Consider the following 21,775-nt stretch of genomic DNA (forward strand, 5'->3'; position numbering starts at 1 on the left):
GGCCCAAACGTTGTTTGATAGCAGATGGCTGCTTTACCTCGGCAGATCTAGCTACCGGACGGGCCTCCTTGCCTCCCTGATGCAGGCACCAATCAGTACTGAAGACGCACCAACGCGCTGAGCCGTCGGCCGGGCAAAACGCGTTTCTGAAACGCATACCCCGAGGCTGCAGGGTACGCGCTCCAGTCGAAGGGATTCTCTCGGTTCAGTACGTTGAGGACACCAGCCTCAACGTAAACGTTTGTAGTGCCAAGGCGCCATGTCCCACGGACCGTGAGATCTAGCCGCCGGTATGGCGCGAGCTGCTGGCGTCCCGGAGCCCGGAGATTTAATGGCTCGGGCAGCACAGACGTTTCGGTAAGCGCTAGGTAGTCATAATACGATTGGCGCAACGCCCACGTCTGTCCCCAGCTGCCCCGCCAACGCGCTCCCGCACGCACGCCCCAGCCTACGCTGCGCGACACGTACGCATCGAGCTGCACCGGCTTCTCCCAAGGAGCAGGCACCCACCGCCCGCCAAAGCGCCCGGGATAACGCTGCCTTACGCGCTGCAGCGCAAGCGTCATGCCGCCTGCAAAGGCTTCCTGGGCTCGTTCTACGGTTACGGACGCCCCAAACGAACGACCGCGAGCAGCCGTCATGAATGCAGACGCCTGCCCCACCGATTGGAGCGGAGCCGCACGCGCATCGGCAAAGGGCGTAGCGCGCACCAGTGCAGGGTAATCAATGGTAAGGCTGCGCGATTGCCACTTAGCGTAGGTTTCAAGACGCAGTGTCCAGTGGCTTGTAGGTTCCCAAAGTACGTCGAATGCGGTGTGGTAAGCGCGCGGTGGGGCAAGCGACGCGTCCAGCGGGAGCCAGAATTGCATCGTGGGCACTGCAGCCATGGGCCCCGTATTGCTAACCTCAGACTGCATAACAAACATCCGGTACAGCCCTGCTGCTCCCCGGAGGGCAATGGTGCCCCATGCGGCGCTGGCATCATAGCGCACAAGCGCACGCGGCTCTGCATAAACAGTTTGGCGGGCTGGAAGATACGTAAAGCGGCTACCCATCGTGGCAGAGATGCCCGTTGGCCACGACGCTTTCACCTCGGCAAAGCTGGCCATGTGCCACGTATTTACATCATAAGCTAGCGCTCCCAAAAATCGGTTGCGGAGCCGTACGCTGGCGCTGTATGCCTTGGGTTCAAGCGCCGCCGTGAGTTGGTAGTGCGGCGTCAGGCTCACGTCTACCGTGGCGCTTCCGCCCCACGTGCGCAGGCCGTTGCGCTGCGTCGCATGATCCATAGCCTCGAGGGGAGGAGAGACAACGCGCACTCCATCTTCAAGGATCGTGGGCTGCATGGTGACATCGAGCATGCCAACCTGCATCTGCGAGTGGCCCTCGCTGATGTATGCTTGCGTCGCAAGCGTAGTCCGCGCATTAACGGCCCACAGATGCCGCATCTGCACCAAGCGATTCGACCAGTCGGTACGTCCCGCGCCGGCAAGCACCCGATCCGGCGCCCCCGTGCGCAATGCGGCGGTATGCGTCTCTAAAGCATTGACACCGGCATAGACGGATGCCTCAAGCGTCTGAAATGGTGTGAGTGCTTGGCGCACCGCGCCGTGGACGTCCCAGAAGGAGAGAGCAGAGGTCTCTTGATGCGTAAACGACCCTTCACCGGCGCTGCCTCCAGGCATCCATTGCGCAGCGAGCAACGGATCCGGCGCCGTCCACGATTCCAAGCGCTGCTGCAACGCCGGCGCTTCGTACACCGGCCACACACTGGTACGAGCAGCAACGGCGGCAGCACCCGCCCGCCGGGCAGTTGGCCCCCACCTCGCCTCGGCGCGCATGTTCGCACTCACTGGATCGATGCTCACCGATGCGTGCGAAAGATCGGGGCGGTTCAGGTCGTGCGTCGCCGCTAGCACACCGGCACTGTGGCTGCCGTAGCGCGCCGGAAAGCCTGCCTTGTGCGTTGTGACGCGCTCTAGCGACAGGGGACTAAAGGCGGAGAGGAGCCCGCCGAGAACAACCGGCTGACGCACCGGCACGCCGTCAAGAAGCGTCAGGTAGCTCCCCGGGCGTTCTCCTTGAATGCTTACGTCTACGTTAACGCGTGCTGTAGCAACGCCTGCCTGCTGGCCGACCGTCCGGAGCACGTCCGGCGTCCCGCTGCTTCGCAAGCGCGCTAGCGCCTCGGCCGATTGTTGGCCGCGCCCAAACCGTGTTGAGGGCCTGCGTCGCTGCAAACCGTCAACGATAAGTGGGGGCGTACGGATGGGTTGCGGCGGCAAGGCAACACGCAACGATTGGACTCCCCGCTTCCTCACCCGTACGCTGTCGACGACCGATTGATACCCCACATAGCTCACGATTACTCGGTGTTGCCCCGTCAGCACCTCAGGAAAGGCGAACCGGCCGGCCGGGTTGGTTGTGGCCCCGGCCCCGGCATCGGCAAGCAGCACATGCGCATCAGGCAGCGGCTCGCCCGTCACAGCGTCTACAACCGTACCCACGAGCGTGCCGTACACCTTGGGTGCACGTAGGGCCGGAACCAGCACATACGTTCCGCCGGAGGTTTGCACATAATCAATGCTTGTGCCGCTTAGTACGCAGCGCAGCAACACCTCGGAAGTAACATCTTGGGCCTGGCAGTACACCCGGCGGTCACGCACTAACGTATTAGAGTATGCCAGACTAATCCCCGTGCGGTCAATGAGCTGCTGCAGGGCTGCATCTAGCGGCACATTACGCCACGAGGCGGTGTGCAAGGACGCCGAGGACGGCTGCGCCCAAACCGATACAGGCGTTGCCACGCTGCAGAACATCACAAGCAGACACACAATCCGCCAGCGCCCGTGTCTTGGGTGCAGGCAAAACATCTTACGGAATGACAACATACCCCTCTCTCACTTTACGAAACTGAAGGCCTTTCATGACTGAAATGTCCCGAAGGATATCTTCTAGCGTAACCGGCTGCCCATAATGGAGCGTGAGGGGTTCAGCCGCTTCTTTCGCAGAAATCTTGAGCCGAATCGTGGTACCATAGCGCCGTTCAAGCTCTTTGAGCACCCGCAAAAGCGGCGCATTATAAACGGCCAGCCCGCCGTTTCGCCAAGCCGCAATGCCCGGTTCAGCAATCGCCACGGGTTGGGTAGGTGCAGACGAGCCTACGACACGACTGCTTGCCCCCGACGCTTCTAGCAGTACGCTGTCTTCAGCTCCCTCCTCCGTGGCCCACACCTTCACGCGGCCAGACTGCAATGCCACGCGCGTAATGGGCTGAGCGTTGACGGAACGCGCCCGTACGTTAAACCGGGTGCCCAGCACTTCTATCGTAGCATTTGGCGTATGTACCCGAAAAGGTCGTTTGCGATGGCGAATCGCAAAAAAGGCTTCCCCCTCAAGCGTAACCGTACGCGCACGATTCTCTCCCCGGAACCATGTGCTAAAACCTGAGGGATACGAAAGACGCGACGCTGCGTTGAGCGTTACCGTGGAGCCGTCGGGCAGTGTTACGGTGGTCTGTTCCGCGACCGCTGTTTTGTGGACCGTCGTTTGAGGCCTGGAAATCAGCACAGCGAAGCCAATGCAAACAAACATTGCAGCAACGACGGCCCAGCGAGCCCGCGTGCGTCCTTTCGGGCGGGCGGCTCGCCTTGACGCTCGTTCTGGCATCCGCGCTCGAGGGGAATCATCCGATGCAGACGACAACCGAGCCTCGAGTGCTGCCCATGCGTCATCGGTCGGGAAGCTACGATCGGTCGTTGCGTCCTGTTCTTTCAGCAAGGCCCAGAGGATCGCGTAGTCATCGCTTGTGGCCTTATCTGTTGCCTGCCGTTCCAGCTCGGGCGGCAGATCGGGCGTATTCTTGTGTTGCGGTTGCGATTCGCTATCCATGAGCCCGTGGCTATTCGTGTAAAGCAGCAAGTGGCAGCGCGAGACATGGGGAGGATCTATGCCAACAGATCGGGACGGTGCGTGCGCAGGCGTTCGCGCAGCGTATCCATGGCTCGTACAATGTGATTATTGACGGTGTGCGGCGATATATCCATAACTTCAGCTATATCATCGTGGGAAAGCCCGTCGATGCGTCGGAGCGTTAGGGCTTCACGCTGTCGTGGCGGCAGGGCCTCAATCCACTGGTCCATCAACGAATGCAACTGGTCGGCATTCACCTGTTCATCTGGCAACGGAGGGGCGGCCCTTAACACATCGCGCGGTAGCTGCTCCTCATTGCGCCGGCGTGTTCGCGCGCCTCGCTGCTTGTTGTATACACGATGGCGCACCATCTGCAAAATGTAGGGAATGAGCGCTTCAATATCACCAAGCTGATCGCGCCGCTCCCACAAGGCCATAAACGCATCTTGCACGATATCGAAGGCTTCAGTGTCGGATCCGGTCATGTACGCGGCATAACGAAACACCCGCTCCGAAGTGCGGCGGAAGATGCGCTCAAATGCGTGGCGGTTGCCCTTTGCAACCTGGGTGCATAGCACATTGAGCGAAGCACCAGCGGCATCGGAGGACCGTTGAGCGTCCGGTAGGTTAGGCATTGATACCGAAAGCAATGGAGGGACAGCGCTGTATCATCGGAGGGCCCGACCGCAGAGGCCACCGGCCGTACCAATGATGCCTATGCGTGCAACGGCATGCCGGGAGCCTTTCCCATCGGAAAGGCTCCCGGAACCGTTCGCATCGACCTGATACGTTGCTACGGAATGAGCACCGTGTCGATGCCGTGAATGACACCGTTCGACACGTCTACATCCGGCGCAATGACGCTTGCGTCTTCGTCGCTCGGATTGATCGTGACGCTCGAACCACTACGCACCACGGTGACGTCCGTCCCTTGAAGCGTGGGCACCGCGGTTTCAGACGTGGGCACGTCGGCCGCGAAAAATACGTCGTCGAGTACGTGGTACTGTAGGATTTCTGCCAGATTGGAAGGAACCTCGTTCCCATCAATCGTCCCATTGCCGTTGTTATCCAACGCCGCAAGGAAAGCCTCGTTGGTCGGCGCAAACACCGTCAGCCCATCCTGACCGTCAGGGCCTACGCCGCTCAAGGCACTCGCCAGGTTGGCTTCTCCTACCAGGTCAGCTAGGATGCTGAAGTTCTTGGTAACGGTTGCACGCTCCACGGCGTTGCGGTTGGTTAGGAGCACGTTGTCCACCACGTGAATGACGCCGTTGGAGGCTTCAATATCCGCGGTGATGACCTCTGCACCCTCAACGGAAATCGTGCCGTTCTGGATCGAAATCTCGATCTGGTCGCCCTGTACGGTAGTAAAGGTATCACCGTCCGACAGGTCGCCCGACTGAACAGCGGCGCCTTGCACCACATGAAAGCCCAACACCTCTTCCAACAGCCCTGGATTGTTGACCAAGTAATTAACGTTATAGGGCGCGAACGAGGCATCATTGGGCGCAAACACCGTGAAGGTTTTCGTCTCGTCTCCGAGCGTGCCATCGAGCCCAACGGTTTGCAAAGCTGTCTTCAGCGTAGCAAACTGCCCGTTGTCAGCCACAATCTCGGCAATCGACTTCTGCTGCAAGCTCGGCGGAATGAGCAGACCGTCAATGACATGCAAGATGCCGTTCGACGCCACATAATCGAGATTACTGAGGTCGAGCGTGGCTTGGCCGCCGTTAAACACGACCTGATCACCGTCCTTGGCGATTGTCAGATCCTCGCCTTGCAGGGTTGTCACTGTAATCTGGCCGCCGTTTTGGTCGAGGGCCGCTAGCAGCGCTTCGCTGTCGGTTACCTGCGATGGCAAGACGTGGTACTGCAGAACCTCCTGAATCTCCGAAGCGCTGAAGCCGCTTAGGTCAGCGTTCTGGAAGGTGGCGTTGTTTGGCCCGAAGACCGTCCAACCGTCCGCGTTTACGAACGCGCTGCCCAACCCGGCATCCACCACCGTCTGGTAGAGCTCAAAGGTAGGCGCTACAAAGCGTGCGGTGCTGGCTAGGTTCTGGTTGCCCAGCAACGTGCGGTCGATAACGTGAATGATGCCGTTAGCCGCTTGCACATCGGCCTGCACAACTTCCGACCCCTCCACAAACACGCTGTTGCCGTTGCGCACAACCGTCAGCTCAGCGCCATCAAGCGTCGTGACCGTGTTTTCGCCTTCCTGCAGGTCAGCCAGAGCCAGCGCCTGTCCGGGCACCACGTGGTACTTCAGCACAGCCGAAAGGGCATCGGCCTGCCCAAGAAGTTCGTTGGTGTTGATGGGGCCAAACGCGTCATTGTTCGGCGCAAACACCGTGTATGTCTTGGTCTCGTCAGCGAGCGGAGCTACAAGCCCTGCCGACTCCAGCGCCGTCTTTAGCGTGGAAAATGCATCGGTATTGGCGACAATATCGGCGATGCTAGGCGTAGGCATTTCGCCAAGACTGGGAGGCACAAGCACACCGTCAATTAGGTGGATGATACCGTTGCTTGCACGCAAGTCCAGATTGTTTACGTTGAGGGTTGCCTGATCGCCGTTAAGTGTAATGGTACCATCGGACAACTGCCGGACGGTGATGTCCTCTCCCTGATTGGTAGGGACCTGCACCTCTCCACCATTATTGTCCAAAAGCTGCACGAGCTGCGTAGAGGTCGTGATGCCATCCAACGTGTGATACTGCAGGATTTCCTGCACTTCGGCAGCGGTAAATCCACTCAGATCGGCATTCTGGAACGCCGCATTCGTAGGAGCAAAGGTGGTCCACACGTTTTGTGGGTTATTGAAGGCGTCTACCAGCCCTGCGTCGCTTATCGCTGTGTAGAGTGCTTCCGTAGCGGAGGTCACGAGAAGGCGCTGACCGGCCGTGCGATTGGACAGCAGCACGTCGTCTATGATGTGCACAACCCCATTAGAGGCCTGTACATCGGGTGTGGTGACTTGTGCGCCTTCAACAAAAACATTGCCGCCTTCGAGGGTCACTTCAATTTGGTCGCCCTGCACGGTGGTAAAGGTATCACCGTTGCTCAGCTCATCTGCGGTGACCTCGGCCCCTGCGACAACGTGAAAGCCCAACACCTCTTCCAAGAGCGCTGGATTGCTCTGCAGTAGCGCATTCACATCGTAGGCCGAGAACGCGCTATTGGAAGGGGCAAAGACGGTAAACGTCGCGGATTCGTCATCGAGCGTACCGGCGAGGCCCGTGGCCTGAAGTGCTGCAACCAACGTGCTAAGGTTGTCCGTATCGGTGGCAAGGTCGGTGATGGTGGGCTCGGTCATGCCTCCGGGGCCGCCGCCATCGTCATCGCATCCGCTTGCTACTATCACAAGCGCAAGCAATCCGAGTAGCATGCGAAGCCAGCGGCTTGTTGTCGTCGTTCCTTTCCTGTGAGGGGGTGTTGAACGCATCGGAGCGTACATAGGGCTGCTTGTGTTGTCAGGAGTAATGGTTGATTACGCGCCCCGAGGACACGTTGCCCCCCCTACAACAACCAGCCACGAATGAAACGAAAGTGTAATAGCACAGCGAAAAGATCAGAAATGTCCCCGTGCCGCTATTCGGCTACGCGGGTTATCGCCGTCGGTTGAGTTGCAGCCGCAAGCCGGGCCTCCTTCCACCCCCGCAGGGCGTTGCAGCAGTACAGCGCATCGGCGCGCGCCAGATCCTGCGGGGTAAGGCGGCCCTCCGTGGCGTGCGGATGCGTCGCCAGCACGTGCCGCCGGTACACGCCGCCCAGCACGCCGTCAGACAGCGGGGGCGTTACCAGCTGCGCGCCGAACCGGGCAAACAGATTCGTGCGGCTGCCTTCGGTCACGGCACCGTCGGCCGTGCGCAACAACCCCTCGTCGGCCCCTCGGGCCATCGCCTGGGCGTAGGCGGCCTCGTAGGGGCCGCGGCGGTTCGTTTTGTGGAAGCGGTGCGGGTTGGACGCGTCGACCGTAACGTCGGTGCACACCACCGTCCAGGGCGACGCATCGGGCGATACCGGCGCCGTCGTCAGGGCCACGCGGCCCTCGCCATCAACGGTGAGGCGCACCTTGTGGGGGCTTGGGGGAAGGGCGGCGGCCGTCGCTTCAATGCGCGAGCGGAGCTGCCGCCGGTCGGCCGGGCAATCGAAGTAGCGCGCCGAGGCCATGAGGCGGTCGAGGTGGTACGCGAGCAGCGGCACGGCGCCCGCCTCCGCGCGCATCGTCTCGATGAGTTGCAGCGGCGGCGCAGGATCGGCCGTTAGGAACTGCGTTTTGAGCCTGCACTCGTCGTACTCCGCCGCGGGATCGGAATCCCACACCACTCCACTTCCGGTACCCATGCGCCCCTGCCCGTCGCGCAGCTCCACCGTGCGGATGGCGACGTTAAACGTTGCGCGGCCGTTGGGCGCGGCGTACCCGATGGCCCCGCAGTACGCGCCCCGGGGCGTTGCCTCCAGCGCGTGGATGATGGACATGGCGCGGCGCTTGGGCGCGCCCGTGATGGAGCCGCAGGGAAAGAGCGCCGCAAACAGGTCGTGATAGCCGATGCCCGGCCGCAGCCGCCCCGTGACGGTGGAGGTCATCTGGGTGACCGTTTCGTAGCGCTCGGTGGCAAACAGGTGCGGCACCTGCACGCTGCCCGGACGGCACACCCGCGAGAGGTCGTTGCGCAGCAGATCGACAATCATCAGGTTTTCGGCCCGGCTTTTGGTATCGGCGGTGAGCCAGGCGGCCAGGGCGTCGTCGGCCGCCGTTGTGGGGCCGCGATGCACGGTGCCTTTCATGGGACGCGTGGTGAGGCGCGGGCCGTCGCGGTGGAAGAACAGCTCGGGCGAAGCGCACAACAGCTGCCGGGGCCCCAGGTGCAGAAATCCGCCGAACGCGACGCGCTGACGCCGCCGGAGCCGCCGGTACAGCACCCGCGGATCGCCGTCGTATCGGACATGCAGGGGCGCCGTGTAGTTGATCTGATAGACGTCGCCGGCCTGGATGTGCGCCTTGATGGTGCGCAGCGCCTCCTCGTAGCGCGCGCGATCCACCGCCAGGCGGACGTCGGTGACCGGCGCCTCGGGGCCCGCCACCCGGTCGAGCCCATCGGCGACCGCTGCGGACGTGAGGGCCATGGGCGCGTCGTACACGCCCAGCCACAGGAGCGGCGCGTCGGGCAGGGGGCCGGTTGCCACAGGCTCGAAGGCGTAGCCGGCCTCGTAGGCCACGTAGCCCGCGACGTACGAACCGGCCGCAAGGGCGGCATCCATGGCGCGGAGCGCCGGACGCACCGCCGCCAGCTCCCGCGCCACAATCACGCGGCGTGGCGCCCGAAACAGCAACGGATGGGGCTGCGCCGGATCGGGGCGGGCTGCATCGAGCAGCACGGTGCCGGGGGCGTTCAGCCAATCGGGATTCAACATGGCACGGTCCTCATCATGCCTCATCATGCCGCCAGCGCTTGGCCCATCCATCGCGCGCGCCAGAGGCTAGGCCTCGTGTACGATGCGTGCAAAGCGGCGCTTGCCCACCTGCAACGTAAACGGCGCTTGTTCAGAGACGGTTACGTACAATCCGGTATCTTCCACGGTTTCTCCGTCGATGGACACCGCGCCTTGCTTGATGAGGCGGCGCCCTTCGCTGTTGGAGTCGGTGAGGCCTGCGCCACGCATCAGGTTGAGGAGGCCCACCTGTTCGCCCGCATCAGCGTCTGGGGTATACGTCGGAATGTCGTCGGGCACGCCGCCCTGCACCACCGTCTGCTCGAAATGATCGCGGGCCGCGTCGGCCGCCGCTTCGTCGTGGTACATCCGCACGATGGTGTGGGCCAGCTGCGCTTTGGCTTCGCGCGGATTGGCTTCGGCAAACGCCTTCACCTTCGGCAGGTCGTCCGTGGGAATGTCGGAGACCAGCTCGGCGTACCGGTAGATCAGGTCGTCGGGCACCGACATCGTCTTGCCGTACATGTCTTCCGGCGATTCGGCGATGCCGATGGCGTTATCCAGCGACTTCGACATTTTCTGCGTGCCGTCGGTGCCTTCCAGGAGCGGAAGCATCATGCACACCTGCGGGTCTTGCCCGCGCACCTGCTGCAGGTGACGGCCCACCAGCAGGTTGAAGCGCTGATCGGTGCCGCCCAGCTCGACGTCCGCTTTAATTTCCACCGAGTCCTGCCCCTGAGCGAGCGGGTACAAAAACTCGTGGATGCTGATGGGCTTGCCGGCGTTGTAGCGCGTTTTGAAGTCCTCGCGCTCCAGCATTTGTGCAACGGTGTACGACCCGGCCAGCTCAATGACGTCGCTAAACGAGAGGGCGTCGAGCCATTCGGAGTTGTAGCGGATCTCGGTCTTTTCCGGATCGAGGACGCGGGTGGCCTGCTCGTAGTAGGTTTCGCCATGTTCGCGGGTCTCCGCGAGCGTGAGCGCCGCGCGCGTCTTGGAGCGGCCCGTGGGGTCGCCAATCATCCCGGTAAAGTCGCCCACAATGAGGATGGCGTGGTGGCCGAGGTCCTGAAACTGGCGGAGCTTGCGCAGGACGACGGTGTGGCCCAGGTGCAGGTCGGGGCGGCTGGGGTCGCAGCCCAGCTTTACGGTAAGCGGCTGGCCCGTTTGGCGGGCGCGTTCCAGCTTCTTGCGGAGCTCCTCCTCCGGCAGAATCTCTTCGACGCCGCGGCGTAGCACGGCGAGTTGGTCGTCGACGGGTGGAAAATCCATACGAATGGTTGTGCGGTTCGGTCGAGAAAGGATGGGGCGTGGCTACAAGTTGTAGGCGCGGCGCTGTTCTTCGAGGCGGCGCGTGCTCTCGCGCTCTTTGATGGTTTGCCGCTTGTCGTGCTGTTTTTTGCCCTTGCCAAGGCCAATTTTGAGCTTCACCCAGCCGTCGCGCAGGTACAGCTCGAGCGGCACGATGGTGTAGCCTTTGCGATTGGCGGCCTCGGCCCAGCGCTCAATTTCGCGGCTGTGCAGCAGGAGCTTTCGTGTGCGGCGGGCGTCGTGGTTGAAGTGCCCGGCTTGTTCGTACGGCTTGATGTACGCATCGTGCAGCAGCATCTCGCCGTAGCGATCTACCGCGCAATAGGCCCCATCGAGGCTCACTTTGCCTGCGCGCACCGACTTCACCTCGGAGCCCTTCAGCACGATGCCCGCTTCCACGGTATCCTCAATCGCATACTCGTAGCGCGCCTTTTTATTGCGCTCCACGGTTTTGATGCCCGTGCTCATGCGTCGTTGGGGGTTGGTGCGGAAGAATCGTCGGCGGTGGCGTTGTCCTCGTCGTCTTCGTCGATCGAGACGAAGGGCACGTCGGGGACGTCCTCCGTCACGTTGTAATAGAACAAGAACTTACGGAGTTCGGTGAGGCTGGCGATGGCCAGGCGGTCGAGCCCGGTGCGCAGGTGCTCGCGGTAGAAGGCAGCCAGCAGCGGCGTGGTCTCGTGCGAGGCTGCCCATACGTCCCGGTTCTCATCGGCGGCTTTGGCCGATGCAATGAGCGGCTCGGTGATGGCGGCATCGGTGCGGCCGCGCTGGGTGACGAACAGCCCCCACACCATCGGATAGTTGACGAGCTCGTACCACTCGCGGCCCAGGTCCATCGAGAAGGCATCAACCTCCAGCGTCGGCACCGCGGGGCCCACAAGGAGCGAGGCGTCCGCGTCGGCCGCGCGCAACGCATCGAGCGACGGCGCATCGAGCGGCACGAAGGCGGGCTCTTTGCCGTAATGCTCTTGCATGAGGATGCGCGTGAGCAAGCGCTCCTGCGCGGCCCGCCGGTCGTACGCAATGGTCGCCGGAAAGTCATGCAGGCCGCCGTTCCACACCAAGCGGGCGTAGGGGTAGCGCCAAGCCACAAGGCCCACGCTGGGTACCACGTCGATGGCCTCGCTGGCTTGCAGGGCCATCGAGGTAGGCAACAGCGCCACGTCCGACGTGCCCTCAATCAGGCGCGCTGCGCACACCTCGGGGCGATAGCGCTGAATCGTAAACGGGCCGTCCACAGCGCCGGAGGTAAACCCCGACACGAGGTATTCCGCGGGCGGCGTATTCCAGATGGCAAGTTCCATGGGTTGGTTGCTGCTCGATGGAAAAGACCGCCGCGCCGCCGTGTGCCCTGCGCAGGCGTGCTACGAGCGGCGTTCCTTAATGCGGGCCGCCTTGCCGGAGCGATCGCGGAGGTAGAAGAGCTTCGAGCGGCGTACGCGACCGCGGCGGCGCACTTCAATTTTGGCAATGCGCGGCGAGTGCAGCGGAAATATACGCTCTACGCCAATGCCGCCGGATACCTTCCGTACGGTAAACGTTTCGTTGGGGCCACTGCCGCGCCGGCTGAGCACCACACCCTCGTACTGCTGGATGCGTTCTTTGTCGCCTTCCACCACGCGCAGATGCACGTTTACGGTGTCGCCCGAGGCAAACTCGGGGCGTTCGGTTGTGGTTTGGGTGCCTTCGATGAGGCTAAGAAGATCGGTCGCCATAGGTCTACTGGTTCATTCAAAAGGTGAAGGCGCAGCGCAAGGCGCTACGCGGAAAACATGCGGTCAGTCGTCGAGGAGGTCGGGCCGGCGGGCGCGTGTCTTTTCGAGCCGTTGGGCATCGCGCCAGGCGTCGATGCGCGCGTGGTCGCCCGAGCGCAGCACCGCGGGCACGTCGTGGCCCCGAAAGGACGCGGGCCGCGTGTAAGCGGGCGCATCCAGCAGGCCGTCCTGAAACGAATCGGTGAGGGCCGAGGAGGCGTCGCCCAGCACGCCCGGCTGCAGGCGCGCCACGGCATCCACCAGCACCAGGGCCGGCAGCTCGCCGCCGCTAAGCACGTAATCGCCAATGGACACCTCCAGCGTGACGACGGTGTCGCGCACGCGTTGGTCGATGCCCTTGTAGTGGCCGCACAGCAAAATCAGATGCTCGTGGGTCGACAGGTGGTTTACGCGGGGCTGCTGCAAGCGCTCGCCGTCGGGCGTCAGGTAAATGACGGCGTCGGGCGCGCCGGCCGCGGCCGTGATCGCTTCCACGCAGCGCACCAGCGGCTCGGGCTTGAGCACCATGCCTGCGCCGCCGCCAAACGGGTAGTCGTCAATCTGACGATGCTTGTCGGTGGCGTAGTCGCGCACATCGTGCACATGCACCGCCAGGGCGCCCTTCGATTGGGCGCGGCCCACGATGCTATGGCGCAGCGGCTCCTCCACAATGTCCGGCAAAGCCGTTACGATGTCGATGCGCATGAGCAATAGCGTTGCGCGGTTAGTCCAGCAATCCGTCGATGGGCGCAATGGTGATGCAGCCCGCGTCAAGGTCTACCGTTGGCACGAGGGCTTCCACCCACGGCACGAGGGCATCGGGCCGGCCCGGACGCTCGATGACGAGCACGTCGGGGCCCGGAAGCGGCATCAGGTCGGCCACGGTACCCACCGGCGTGCCCGTGTCGGTAACCACGCGCGCGCCGATGAGGTCGTGCACGAAGAGCTCCTCCTCGTCCAGGGCCAAGTCGTCGGCCGCGGCATACACCGTGCGTTTGGCAAGGGCCTCGGCGGCCGTCCGGTCGTCTACGTCGCGGAGCGTAAGCAGGACCGTGAGGCCACGCTTCGTCTCTTGCGTACGCACACCCGTCACGTCGTACGGACGCGCGCGCTCTGGCGCGGCGCCCACATACACCGTGGCAAGGTCGGCAAACGCGCGGGCGCTCTCGGCCTCCGGCGCCACCTTCAGCTCGCCGCGCACCCCGTGCGGGCGAAACACATACCCGATACGTACCAGCGCGTCGGCCGGTGGTGATGCAGCGTCGGTCATGCCCGTATCCGGTAGCGCCACGCGCTACGCGTCCTTGGTTTCGTCGTCGGTGTCATCAGCTTCGTCTGCAGCGTCCGCGTCGTCGGCGCCGGCCGCGGCGGTGTCGCTTGCGGCATCGTCCTCGGCTGCGTCAGACGCCTCGTCGGCTTCGTCTGCCGCATCAGATTCTGCAGCTTCCGCTTCTGCAGCTTCCGCTTCTTCCTTCGCCTTGCGCTCGGCTTCTTCTTTGGCTTTGCGCTCGGCCTCGGCCTTCTTTCGGGCCTCTTCTTCCAGTTCGCGGGCGCGCTGCTCTTCTGCCTCCAGGGCCTTCTGGCGGCGCATCTGGGCGGTCATCTTGATTTCTTCGCCCTTCTCCTCCAGGTGCTCGATGTGAGCATCCACGGCCTCGGCGATTTCTTCTTCGCTGGCCCCGCGCTGGCGCATGGCGTGCGTCATCATCAGGCCGCGCTTGCTCAGCAGCGAGCGGACGGTGTTGCTGGGCTTGGCGCCTTTGTCGAGCCAATACAGCACGCGTTCGTCCTTTAGGGTGACCTCCGCCGGTTGCTCGAGCGGGTAGTAGCGGCCCAGATCCTCAATGTATCGTCCGTCGCGTGCATTGCGCGAGTCGGTTGCCACAATCGAATAGACGGGGATTTTCTTGCGCCCCATACGGCGCAGGCGTAGTTTGACAGCCACGTCGGGTTTAGGTGGTTCGTTCAAAGAGTACGTAACAGTGCAGGGTGCAGCATGCGCTCCGTCCGTTCAGCCGCGGGGAGCGCGCGAGGATCGTGTGGGGCGCCACGCAACGAGGCGTAGCAAAACTGCAGATTAGGGGAAACCGCCACCGCCCCCAAAGCGATTCATGAGTTTCTGCAAATTCACGGAGCGTCCTTTTCCGGTCAGCTTCGAGACGGTCTTCATCATCTTCTTCATGTCGCGAAACTGCTTGAGCAGCTGGTTGATGTCGCGCACCTTGGTGCCGCTGCCCTTGGCGATGCGACGGCGGCGCGTGCCGTTGATAATCTCGGGGTGCGCGCGCTCCTCGGGCGTCATCGACAGGATGATGGCTTCGATGTGCGTAAACGCGTCGTCGTCAACGTCGAGGTCCTTAATCTGGCGGCCCACGCCGGGAATCATGCCCATGAGGTCTTTGATCGACCCCATGTTTTTGATGCGCTGCAGCTGCTCGTAGAAGTCCTGCAGGTCAAAATCCTGCGACCGGATTTTACGCTGGAGCTTTTCGGCCTGCTGCTCGTCGTACTGTTCCTGCGCGCGCTCCACGAACGACACCACGTCGCCCATGCCCAGGATGCGCTGCGCCATGCGGTCGGGGTAGAACGGCGTGAGGGCGTCGAGCGTCTCGCCGGTGGAGGCAAACTTGATGGGCTTGTGCACCACATCGCGAATGGAGAGCGCCGCGCCGCCGCGCGTGTCGCCGTCGAGCTTGGTGAGCACAACGCCGTCGTAATCGAGCTGCTCGTTGAACTCCTTGGCGGTGTTTACGGCGTCTTGGCCGGTCATGCTATCGACCACGAACAGAATTTCGTTCGGGTCGACGGCCGCTTTGATGTCGGCCACCTCCTCCATCATCTGCTCGTCGACGTGCATGCGGCCGGCCGTGTCGATGATGACCACGTCGCGGGCCTTCTCGCGGGCGTGGTCTACGGCCTCGCGGGCCACGCGTACGGCATCTTGCACGATCGTGCCGTCGTCGTCGGCCACCGAGTACACGGGCACGCCCACCTCGCCGGCCAGCTTGCCGAGCTGATCGACGGCGGCCGGGCGGTACACATCGGCAGCGGCCAAGAGCGGCGCGTGGCCTTTCTTGCGGAGGTGCCGCGCGAGCTTGGCCGAGAAGGTTGTTTTGCCCGAGCCCTGCAGGCCCGCGATAAGAATCACCGTGGGCGGCTTTTCCGCCATGTTGATGTCCTTGAACTCACCGCCCAGGATGGCCGTCAGCTCATCGTACACAATCTTGGTGAGCTGCTGCCCCGGCGTCACCGATGTGAGCACGTCCTCGCCGGTGGCCGCTTCCTTCACGCGGTTGGTGAAGTCCTTCGCCACCTGGTAGTTGACATCGGCGTTGAGGAGTGCGCGCCGGATCTCGCGCATCGTCTCGGCGATGTTCACCTCGTTGATGCGGCCCTGCCCGGTAACGGACTGAAGGGCGCTTTCGAGCTTTTCGGATAAGTTCTCAAACATAGCAGGACGCCAGGGGTGCGTTCAAACAAGCAGATCGTGCGGCCGGGCCGTGCGCCGTCGCTCACGTGTCGTCGCCGGCGCGTGCCCGCAGCATATCGATGGTTTCAACGGCATGCCGCAGGTGCGGAATGACAATGGAGCCGCCCACGACGAGCGCCACGTTCATGGCATCGTTGAGTTCGTCGTCGCTCCACCCGGCGGCCACACACTGCTGCAGGTGATAGTCGATGCAGTCGTTACAGCGCAGCACCATCGAGGCCACCAGGCCCAACAGCTCCTTGGTGCGCCCGTCGAGCGCACCGTCACGATACGCCGCCGTATCCAAATTAAAAAACCGCTTGATCCCCAGATGATCGTCGTCTTCGAGGATGCGGCGGTTCATTCGGTCTCTATACGCGTTGAACGCGTCCAAACGATCCGTGGGGTCGGGTTGGTTCATGGATTATTCGCCGAAGGTTGCGTGCAGAATGCCGAGCCATGCGGCGTAACAACGCACGGGCATCGTTCGTTCTATGCGGTGGTGCGTGGTACGACCTACGCAACGAAGCCCATGCGCCGGCTGACGTTCCCTCATGTGTGCATGCTTATGCCTGCTGATGCCGCGACGGACGCGAAAAACCCCGTCGAACATGCCAAAACAACGCTGCGCGAGCGCTTCCGCTCGTACCGCACGTCCTTGAGCGCTTCGGCACGCGATGCGGCCAGCGCCGTGATTGTGCGCCAGGTGCTTGGGCTTCCGGAAGTGCAGCAGGCCGCCACGGTGCACACGTACTGGCCGATGGTAGAGCGTGGCGAGATTGACACGCGCCCGCTCATCGAGAAATTGCAAGCGGCTGGCACGCGCGTCGTGCTGCCGGTGGTAACGGGGTATCCGCCCGACCCGCCCACCATGGCCCACCGAACCTTCGCGGGCCGCGGCGCACTCACCCCCAACCGCTGGGGCATTCCCGAACCCCTCGCCGGCGATCCGGTGCCCCCCGAGGCGCTCGACGCGGTGATTGTGCCGGCGCTGGGCCTCGGGCGCAATGGCCACCGCATCGGCCACGGCGCCGGGTTCTACGACGCGTTCTTGCACGACGTGCCGGCGCCCAAGGTGGGCCTAACCTACGATGCCTGTGTGGTGAGCTACCTGCCGCCCGCCCCGCACGATGTACCGCTTGATGTGATTGTAACGGAGTCCTCGATTTTCCGTCCGGCGGCTTAACCGTTTGGCTGTTTCATTTATCCGCCCTCCGCCCATGACTACGCGCGACCGATCGTCCCGCCGCCCGCCTGTCGACGAAGCCTTCGACAGCGGCAAGACCACCCTCGACGTGCACGACATCAGCGATGATGACCTCGATGCCCTCTTTTTTGAGGAGGATGAGGCCGAAACCTCAGGTGGCTTTCTCAACTGGACCTCTGCCGCTGGCCTCTCGCTCATCCTGGTGGGCATCGTGTACCTGCTGGCCGAACTGGGCCTGTGGAGCGGCCCCGACTTTAGCGGGCTGTGGCAGGCGCTGCCCATCATCGGCGGCATCCTCGTCATCCTTATGGGCTTCGGACTGCTGTCGTGGCGCTCGAAGGATGACGCTGCGCCCCAGCACGCCCCGCCGCTACCCGATGTGGACACCGACGAGGCGCCACGCAACGACCCGGCCCGCGAGCGGCTGATGCGGGCGCGCTACGAAAAGAAGCTGTTTGGCGTATGCGGCGGCCTGGCCAAGCGCTTTGGCCTCGACCCTACGCTGGTGCGCATCGCCTTCGTCATTGGCACGGTGCTGTCCTCTGGCGTGCCGTTTGTCATTGGCTACATCGCCATGGCCTACGTGATGCCGAAGGAACCGGAGCGCTCGATAGAGGAGCGGCTGCGGGCGCTGGAGAAGGAATACCGTGCGTAGCGCCAGCGCATCCGGCCATCAGGCCAACCGGCGGCGCTTGTTGAGGTATTGCAGCAGCGCCGTATCAAACGGCGCGTTGGTGTCCAGCTCATGAAAGTCGATGCCGTGCGCCAGGCACTCGCGCCGAAACCGATCGGCAAAGTGCTGCACGGCCTCGGCGTAGTGCGACCGGATCTGAGCGGGCTGCAGTGTGACCTCGTCGCCGGTTTCCACGTCGCGAAAGCGCATGGGCCGATCGGGGAATTGCAGGCGGCGCTCGGTTTCGGCTTCCAGCACGTGAAAGACGATCACCTCGTGCTTGCGGTGGCGTAGGTGGCGCAAGGCGCGCAGCAGATCTTCGTGGGCCGCCACGGTCTCAAACAAGTCGGTGATGACGATGACGAGCGACCGCCGCGTGATGCGCTCGGCCACTTCACTGAGCGCGGCCGCCGCGCTGGTGCGCGTGCCCTGGGCATCGCGCTGCACCAGTCCATCGAGCGCCACCAGCAGCCGGCGCTCATAGCCCGGCGTGGCCTTGGGCGGATGCACCGTATGCACCGACTCGTCGAACGCCATCAGTCCGCTGGCGTCGCGCTGCTTGAGCATGAGGTGGTGCAGCGCGCCCGACAGGTACGCGCCGTATTCGAGCTTCGACACTGGCCCCTGCCCCTGGTAGTGCATCGACGGCGACGTGTCAAGCACCACGTAGCTCCGCAGGTTCGTCTCCTCCTCGTACTGCTTGATGTAGTACCGGTCGGTTTTGGCGTACACCGTCCAGTCGATGTGCCGCAGCTCGTCGCCCGGGTTGTACGGCCGGTGCTCGGCAAACTCGACCGAAAAGCCGTGGTAGGGGCTGCGGTGCAGGCCCGTGATGAACCCCTCCACGATGAGGCGCGCACGCAGCTCCATGCTGCCGAGCTGCGCAATGACGGACGGGTCGAGGTAGCGAAGGGCGGTATCGGCCATGGCGCGGGTTCGGTTGGGCGGTAACGCATCGTTAGAGCGGATCAGCCGGCGGCGCGTTCCCCCATGCGGCCCCTAATCCGCCAAATCCACGCGCACCAGTGCCGCAATCCACTAACGCCCCGCGGGCGGACGGATCGCTACGAACATGTTGCGTTGCCGGTGTGCACTTCCGCGGCCCGCGCGGTATGTTACAGGTGCGCATCTTCACACATTGCTGCTTTTCGCTATGAGCCGTTGGGAAGGATTAGACATTGAAGCCGAAGGCACCGGCATCTCGAAGCCGCTCAGCCGCCAGGTAAACCTGTTGGGGGCCATGCTGGGGCAGGTAACCGCTGAGCAGATGGGTCCGGAGATGCTGGAACGCGTCGAGCGTCTGCGGCTGCTGTGCAAGCAGGCCGCGCACGACGATGCACCCGCGCGCCGCGACGAAGCTGCCGAGGAAATCGCGGGCCTGTCGCGCGACGACCTTACGGACCTGCTGCACGTCTTCACGACTTTCTTTCACCTGGTCAACCAGGCCGAGAAGCAAGAAATCATTCGGATCAACCGCGACCGGGCCCGCGCTGCCGGACCGTCGCCGTGGCCACCCGGCGGCAATGCCGATCCGGCGGCGCCGCACCGTCCCGGCTCTATTGACGCGGCCATCGCCGATCTGAAAGCCGATGGGCACTCGCTGGACGAGGTGCAAGCCCTCTTTGCCCGCACCGACGTACAGCCCACGCTCACCGCGCACCCCTCCGAGGCCCGCCGCCGCACCGTGCTCCAAAAACAGCACACCGTGGCCCGCCTGCTGGCCACCCTCAACGATCCCGGCGCCACGCCCGACGAGCAAACCGAAGCCCTCGACGCCCTCTACACCCAAATCGCGCTGCTCCTAAGCACCGACGAGGTGCGGGCCGAGCGGCCCACCGTGCGCGAAGAAGTCGAGCAGGGGCACTACTTCATGCACCGCACCATCTGGGACACCGTCCCGCAGATTCATCGCGACGTGCAGCAGGCCCTCCGGCGCCACTACGGCGCCTCGGCCGACGTGCCGGCCTTCCTCAAATACCGCTCATGGATCGGCAGTGACCGCGACGGCAACCCGAACGTAACGGCCGACGTGACGCGGTGGACGTTTGTAAAGCAGCGCCGCGAAACCATCGAACACCTCCAGGAAGAGATCCGCGCGCTGCGGGACGAACTGAGCCTCTCCGACCGGCAGGTGCCGGTCTCGGACGCACTCCGCACCTCGCTGAGCGACGACGCGGAGGCCCACACGCTTCCCGATGCGCAGGCCCGCGCCTACCGGCACGAACCCTACCGCCGGAAGCTTGCCTTCATCGATCAGAAATTGGACGCCTTGGTGCAGGCGCTGCCGCCCGGCACGCCGAGTCAGGCGCAGCTGGCGGACCTCGATGCGGCGTACACGCCGGCCGACCTCCGCGACGAGCTCTCCGCCCTCGCTGCGAGCCTCAGGGCCCACGGGCTGGCCGACGCCGGTTACCTGGGGCGCTTGCACCGGGTGCAGGTGCTGGTTGATACCTTCGGGTTTCACCTTGCCGCGCTCGATGTGCGCCAGCACAGCGGCGTGCATGAGCGGGCCGTCGCGGCGCTGCTTCGCCACGCCGGTGTGACGGACGACTACGCGGCCCTCGACGAAGCCGACAAGCAGGCCGTGCTCACCCGCGAACTGTCGAACCCGCGCCCCCTCGTTCCGGTAGATGCCGAGCTGCCCGACGCGGCCCGCGAGCTCCTGGCCGCCTTCCGCAGCCTGCGCGCCATCCACCGCCTCGATGCCGACGCCGTGGGCAGCTACATCGTGAGCATGACCCACTCGGTGAGCGACATTCTGGAGCCGCTGCTGCTCTTTAAGGAGGTGGGGCTCGGCCGCATCAGCGACGACGGGTTTCAGTGTCCGGTAGATGTGGTGCCGCTCTTTGAAACGATTGATGACCTCGACGCCGCCGACGAGCGCATGGCCGCGCTGTTCACGCACGAGGCGTACCGGGCGCAGCTGGCCCATCGCAACCACTTTCAGGAAATTATGCTGGGCTATTCCGACAGCAACAAAGACGGCGGCTACTGGATGGCCAACTGGGCGCTGCACCGCTCCATCGACCGGCTGGGACAGGTGTGCGCGGCGCACGACGTAGACCTCCGCCTCTTTCACGGGCGCGGCGGCACCGTGGGGCGCGGCGGCGGCCACACCTATCAAGCCATTCGCGCGCTGCCGCCGTCGGTGCACAACGGCCGCATCCGGTTTACCGAGCAGGGCGAGATCATCTCGTTTCGCTACGGGCTGCCGGCGCTGGCGCGGCGGCACGTAGAGCAGCTCGTTAGCGCGACCGTTACCGCCACCGCCGGGCGCGACACGCAAGCCACCGTAGACGCCGACGGACCGCTTGCGGCTGCGATGGACGCGCTGGCCCAACGCGGCATGGACGCCTACCGGGCCCTCATCGACGCGCCTGAGCGCTGGACCTGGTACACGCAGGCCACGCCCATCGAGCACATCAGCCGCCTGCCGATTGCCTCGCGGCCCGTCTCCCGCGGCAGCGGCGAGCAATCGTTCGACGACCTGCGCGCCATTCCGTGGGTGTTTGCCTGGACGCAAACGCGCTACATCGTGCCGGGCTGGTTTGGATCGGGCGCGGCCCTGGCGGAGGCGGTGGCGGACGACGCCACCCGCGAGCGCCTGCAGGAGGCCTACCGCACGTGGCCCTTCTTTACCGCCGTGCTCGATAGCGCGCAGCGGGAGATGGCCCGGGCCCGCCTGCCCATCGCACAGCGCTACGATGCCCTCAGCGACACCGGCGACGCCGTGCACGATGCCATCACCGCCGACTACGAAGCCGCCCGCGACGCCATTTGCGCGCTTACCGGCCAAGACGATTTGTTTGACAACAGCCCCGTACTGAAAAAGTCAATCCGCCTGCGCAATCCGTACACCGACGTGCTCAACCTGCTACAGATTGAACTCCTCAAGCGCTACCGTGCCGGCGACGACGATGCACAAGCAGCCCTGCGCGAACCGCTCTTTTTGAGCATCAACGGCGTAGCCGCGGCGATGCAGAGCACCGGCTGAGGCGTGGAACCCGTGCCGCGCG

The 21,775-nt window shown here is 63.8% G+C and carries 18 protein-coding genes; 3 read left to right on the top strand and 15 right to left on the bottom strand.

The window, feature by feature from the left end:
* Nucleotides 1-92: 92 nt before the first annotated feature.
* From SALLO_RS16195 to SALLO_RS0108635, 14 genes are all read right to left on the bottom strand, one after another.
* The gene (locus SALLO_RS16195) at nucleotides 93-2,738 is read right to left on the bottom strand and encodes a carboxypeptidase regulatory-like domain-containing protein (protein WP_169577909.1); all 2,646 of its coding nucleotides are present in this window, start codon (nucleotides 2,736-2,738) and stop codon (nucleotides 93-95) included.
* Nucleotides 2,739-2,874: 136 nt separating this feature from the next.
* Nucleotides 2,875-3,891 carry a FecR family protein gene (locus SALLO_RS18170; protein WP_022835896.1) on the bottom strand — a complete coding sequence of 339 codons (1,017 nt, stop codon included), beginning with the start codon at nucleotides 3,889-3,891 and terminating at the stop codon, nucleotides 2,875-2,877.
* 56 nt (nucleotides 3,892-3,947) lie between these two features.
* On the bottom strand, nucleotides 3,948-4,547 hold the full coding sequence (locus tag SALLO_RS0108580) for an RNA polymerase sigma factor (RefSeq protein WP_022835897.1): 600 nt from the start codon (nucleotides 4,545-4,547) through the stop codon (nucleotides 3,948-3,950).
* Nucleotides 4,548-4,705: 158 nt separating this feature from the next.
* On the bottom strand, nucleotides 4,706-7,294 hold the full coding sequence (locus tag SALLO_RS0108585) for a fasciclin domain-containing protein (RefSeq protein WP_169577910.1): 2,589 nt from the start codon (nucleotides 7,292-7,294) through the stop codon (nucleotides 4,706-4,708).
* Nucleotides 7,295-7,497: 203 nt separating this feature from the next.
* Nucleotides 7,498-9,324 carry an aminodeoxychorismate synthase component I gene (locus tag SALLO_RS0108590; RefSeq protein WP_022835899.1) on the bottom strand — a complete coding sequence of 609 codons (1,827 nt, stop codon included), beginning with the start codon at nucleotides 9,322-9,324 and terminating at the stop codon, nucleotides 7,498-7,500.
* Nucleotides 9,325-9,390: 66 nt separating this feature from the next.
* Nucleotides 9,391-10,614 carry a tyrosine--tRNA ligase gene (gene tyrS, locus SALLO_RS0108595; RefSeq protein ID WP_022835900.1) on the bottom strand — a complete coding sequence of 408 codons (1,224 nt, stop codon included), beginning with the start codon at nucleotides 10,612-10,614 and terminating at the stop codon, nucleotides 9,391-9,393.
* A gap of 42 nt (nucleotides 10,615-10,656) precedes the next feature.
* Nucleotides 10,657-11,121: an SsrA-binding protein SmpB gene (gene smpB / locus SALLO_RS0108600; RefSeq protein WP_022835901.1), complete on the bottom strand. Its 465-nt coding sequence runs from the start codon at nucleotides 11,119-11,121 to the stop codon at nucleotides 10,657-10,659.
* Entirely contained in the window at nucleotides 11,118-11,960 is an 843-nt protein-coding gene (locus tag SALLO_RS16205; RefSeq protein WP_022835902.1) for an MqnA/MqnD/SBP family protein, read from the bottom strand. The genes smpB and SALLO_RS16205 overlap by 4 nt, the downstream gene beginning before the upstream one ends.
* A gap of 60 nt (nucleotides 11,961-12,020) precedes the next feature.
* Nucleotides 12,021-12,371, bottom strand: a complete 351-nt coding sequence (gene rplS / locus SALLO_RS0108610) for a 50S ribosomal protein L19 (RefSeq protein ID WP_022835903.1) — start codon at nucleotides 12,369-12,371, stop codon at nucleotides 12,021-12,023.
* Nucleotides 12,372-12,434: 63 nt separating this feature from the next.
* Nucleotides 12,435-13,115, bottom strand: coding sequence for a tRNA (guanosine(37)-N1)-methyltransferase TrmD (gene trmD, locus SALLO_RS0108615; protein ID WP_022835904.1), 681 nt, complete (start codon nucleotides 13,113-13,115; stop codon nucleotides 12,435-12,437).
* A 19-nt stretch (nucleotides 13,116-13,134) separates the two neighbouring features.
* A complete protein-coding gene (gene rimM / locus SALLO_RS0108620; protein ID WP_157621352.1) occupies nucleotides 13,135-13,701 on the bottom strand; it encodes a ribosome maturation factor RimM in 567 nt (188 codons plus the stop codon).
* A 3-nt stretch (nucleotides 13,702-13,704) separates the two neighbouring features.
* Nucleotides 13,705-14,355 carry a 30S ribosomal protein S16 gene (rpsP, locus tag SALLO_RS18825; protein ID WP_028567066.1) on the bottom strand — a complete coding sequence of 217 codons (651 nt, stop codon included), beginning with the start codon at nucleotides 14,353-14,355 and terminating at the stop codon, nucleotides 13,705-13,707.
* 132 nt (nucleotides 14,356-14,487) lie between these two features.
* Nucleotides 14,488-15,861 (bottom strand): signal recognition particle protein, encoded by a 1,374-nt coding sequence (gene ffh / locus SALLO_RS0108630; protein WP_022835907.1) that lies wholly within the window; start codon nucleotides 15,859-15,861, stop codon nucleotides 14,488-14,490.
* Nucleotides 15,862-15,922: 61 nt separating this feature from the next.
* Nucleotides 15,923-16,300: a carboxymuconolactone decarboxylase family protein gene (locus tag SALLO_RS0108635; RefSeq protein ID WP_022835908.1), complete on the bottom strand. Its 378-nt coding sequence runs from the start codon at nucleotides 16,298-16,300 to the stop codon at nucleotides 15,923-15,925.
* 147 nt (nucleotides 16,301-16,447) lie between these two features.
* On the opposite strand from SALLO_RS0108635, the gene SALLO_RS0108640 reads away from it, so the two are divergent.
* Nucleotides 16,448-17,065 carry a 5-formyltetrahydrofolate cyclo-ligase gene (locus SALLO_RS0108640; RefSeq protein ID WP_022835909.1) on the top strand — a complete coding sequence of 206 codons (618 nt, stop codon included), beginning with the start codon at nucleotides 16,448-16,450 and terminating at the stop codon, nucleotides 17,063-17,065.
* 34 nt (nucleotides 17,066-17,099) lie between these two features.
* A complete protein-coding gene (locus tag SALLO_RS18685; protein ID WP_022835910.1) occupies nucleotides 17,100-17,741 on the top strand; it encodes a PspC domain-containing protein in 642 nt (213 codons plus the stop codon).
* An 18-nt stretch (nucleotides 17,742-17,759) separates the two neighbouring features.
* Here SALLO_RS18685 and SALLO_RS0108650 read toward each other — a convergent pair whose 3' ends face one another.
* Nucleotides 17,760-18,686: a DUF58 domain-containing protein gene (locus SALLO_RS0108650; RefSeq protein ID WP_022835911.1), complete on the bottom strand. Its 927-nt coding sequence runs from the start codon at nucleotides 18,684-18,686 to the stop codon at nucleotides 17,760-17,762.
* 226 nt (nucleotides 18,687-18,912) lie between these two features.
* Between SALLO_RS0108650 and ppc the strand changes: the two genes are divergently transcribed.
* Nucleotides 18,913-21,753: a phosphoenolpyruvate carboxylase gene (ppc, locus tag SALLO_RS0108655; RefSeq protein WP_022835912.1), complete on the top strand. Its 2,841-nt coding sequence runs from the start codon at nucleotides 18,913-18,915 to the stop codon at nucleotides 21,751-21,753.
* The last annotated feature ends 22 nt before the right edge of the window (nucleotides 21,754-21,775 follow it).

The sequence above is a fragment of the Salisaeta longa DSM 21114 genome, from assembly GCF_000419585.1.
GTDB classification, from domain to species: domain Bacteria; phylum Bacteroidota; class Rhodothermia; order Rhodothermales; family Salinibacteraceae; genus Salisaeta; species Salisaeta longa.

Bases quoted from the DNA above. Each gene is read 5' to 3' on its own strand.
- SALLO_RS18170 (WP_022835896.1), bottom strand. From the start codon at position 3,891: ATGGATAGCGAATCGCAACCGCAACACAAGAATACGCCCGATCTGCCG.
- SALLO_RS0108580 (WP_022835897.1), bottom strand. From the start codon at position 4,547: ATGCCTAACCTACCGGACGCTCAACGGTCCTCCGATGCCGCTGGTGCT.
- SALLO_RS0108585 (WP_169577910.1), bottom strand. From the start codon at position 7,294: ATGCTACTCGGATTGCTTGCGCTTGTGATAGTAGCAAGCGGATGCGAT.
- SALLO_RS0108590 (WP_022835899.1), bottom strand. From the start codon at position 9,324: ATGTTGAATCCCGATTGGCTGAACGCCCCCGGCACCGTGCTGCTCGAT.
- tyrS (WP_022835900.1), bottom strand. From the start codon at position 10,614: ATGGATTTTCCACCCGTCGACGACCAACTCGCCGTGCTACGCCGCGGC.
- smpB (WP_022835901.1), bottom strand. From the start codon at position 11,121: ATGAGCACGGGCATCAAAACCGTGGAGCGCAATAAAAAGGCGCGCTAC.
- SALLO_RS16205 (WP_022835902.1), bottom strand. From the start codon at position 11,960: ATGGAACTTGCCATCTGGAATACGCCGCCCGCGGAATACCTCGTGTCG.
- rplS (WP_022835903.1), bottom strand. From the start codon at position 12,371: ATGGCGACCGATCTTCTTAGCCTCATCGAAGGCACCCAAACCACAACC.
- trmD (WP_022835904.1), bottom strand. From the start codon at position 13,115: ATGCGCATCGACATCGTAACGGCTTTGCCGGACATTGTGGAGGAGCCG.
- ffh (WP_022835907.1), bottom strand. From the start codon at position 15,861: ATGTTTGAGAACTTATCCGAAAAGCTCGAAAGCGCCCTTCAGTCCGTT.
- SALLO_RS0108635 (WP_022835908.1), bottom strand. From the start codon at position 16,300: ATGAACCAACCCGACCCCACGGATCGTTTGGACGCGTTCAACGCGTAT.
- SALLO_RS0108640 (WP_022835909.1), top strand. From the start codon at position 16,448: ATGCCTGCTGATGCCGCGACGGACGCGAAAAACCCCGTCGAACATGCC.
- SALLO_RS18685 (WP_022835910.1), top strand. From the start codon at position 17,100: ATGACTACGCGCGACCGATCGTCCCGCCGCCCGCCTGTCGACGAAGCC.
- SALLO_RS0108650 (WP_022835911.1), bottom strand. From the start codon at position 18,686: ATGGCCGATACCGCCCTTCGCTACCTCGACCCGTCCGTCATTGCGCAG.
- ppc (WP_022835912.1), top strand. From the start codon at position 18,913: ATGAGCCGTTGGGAAGGATTAGACATTGAAGCCGAAGGCACCGGCATC.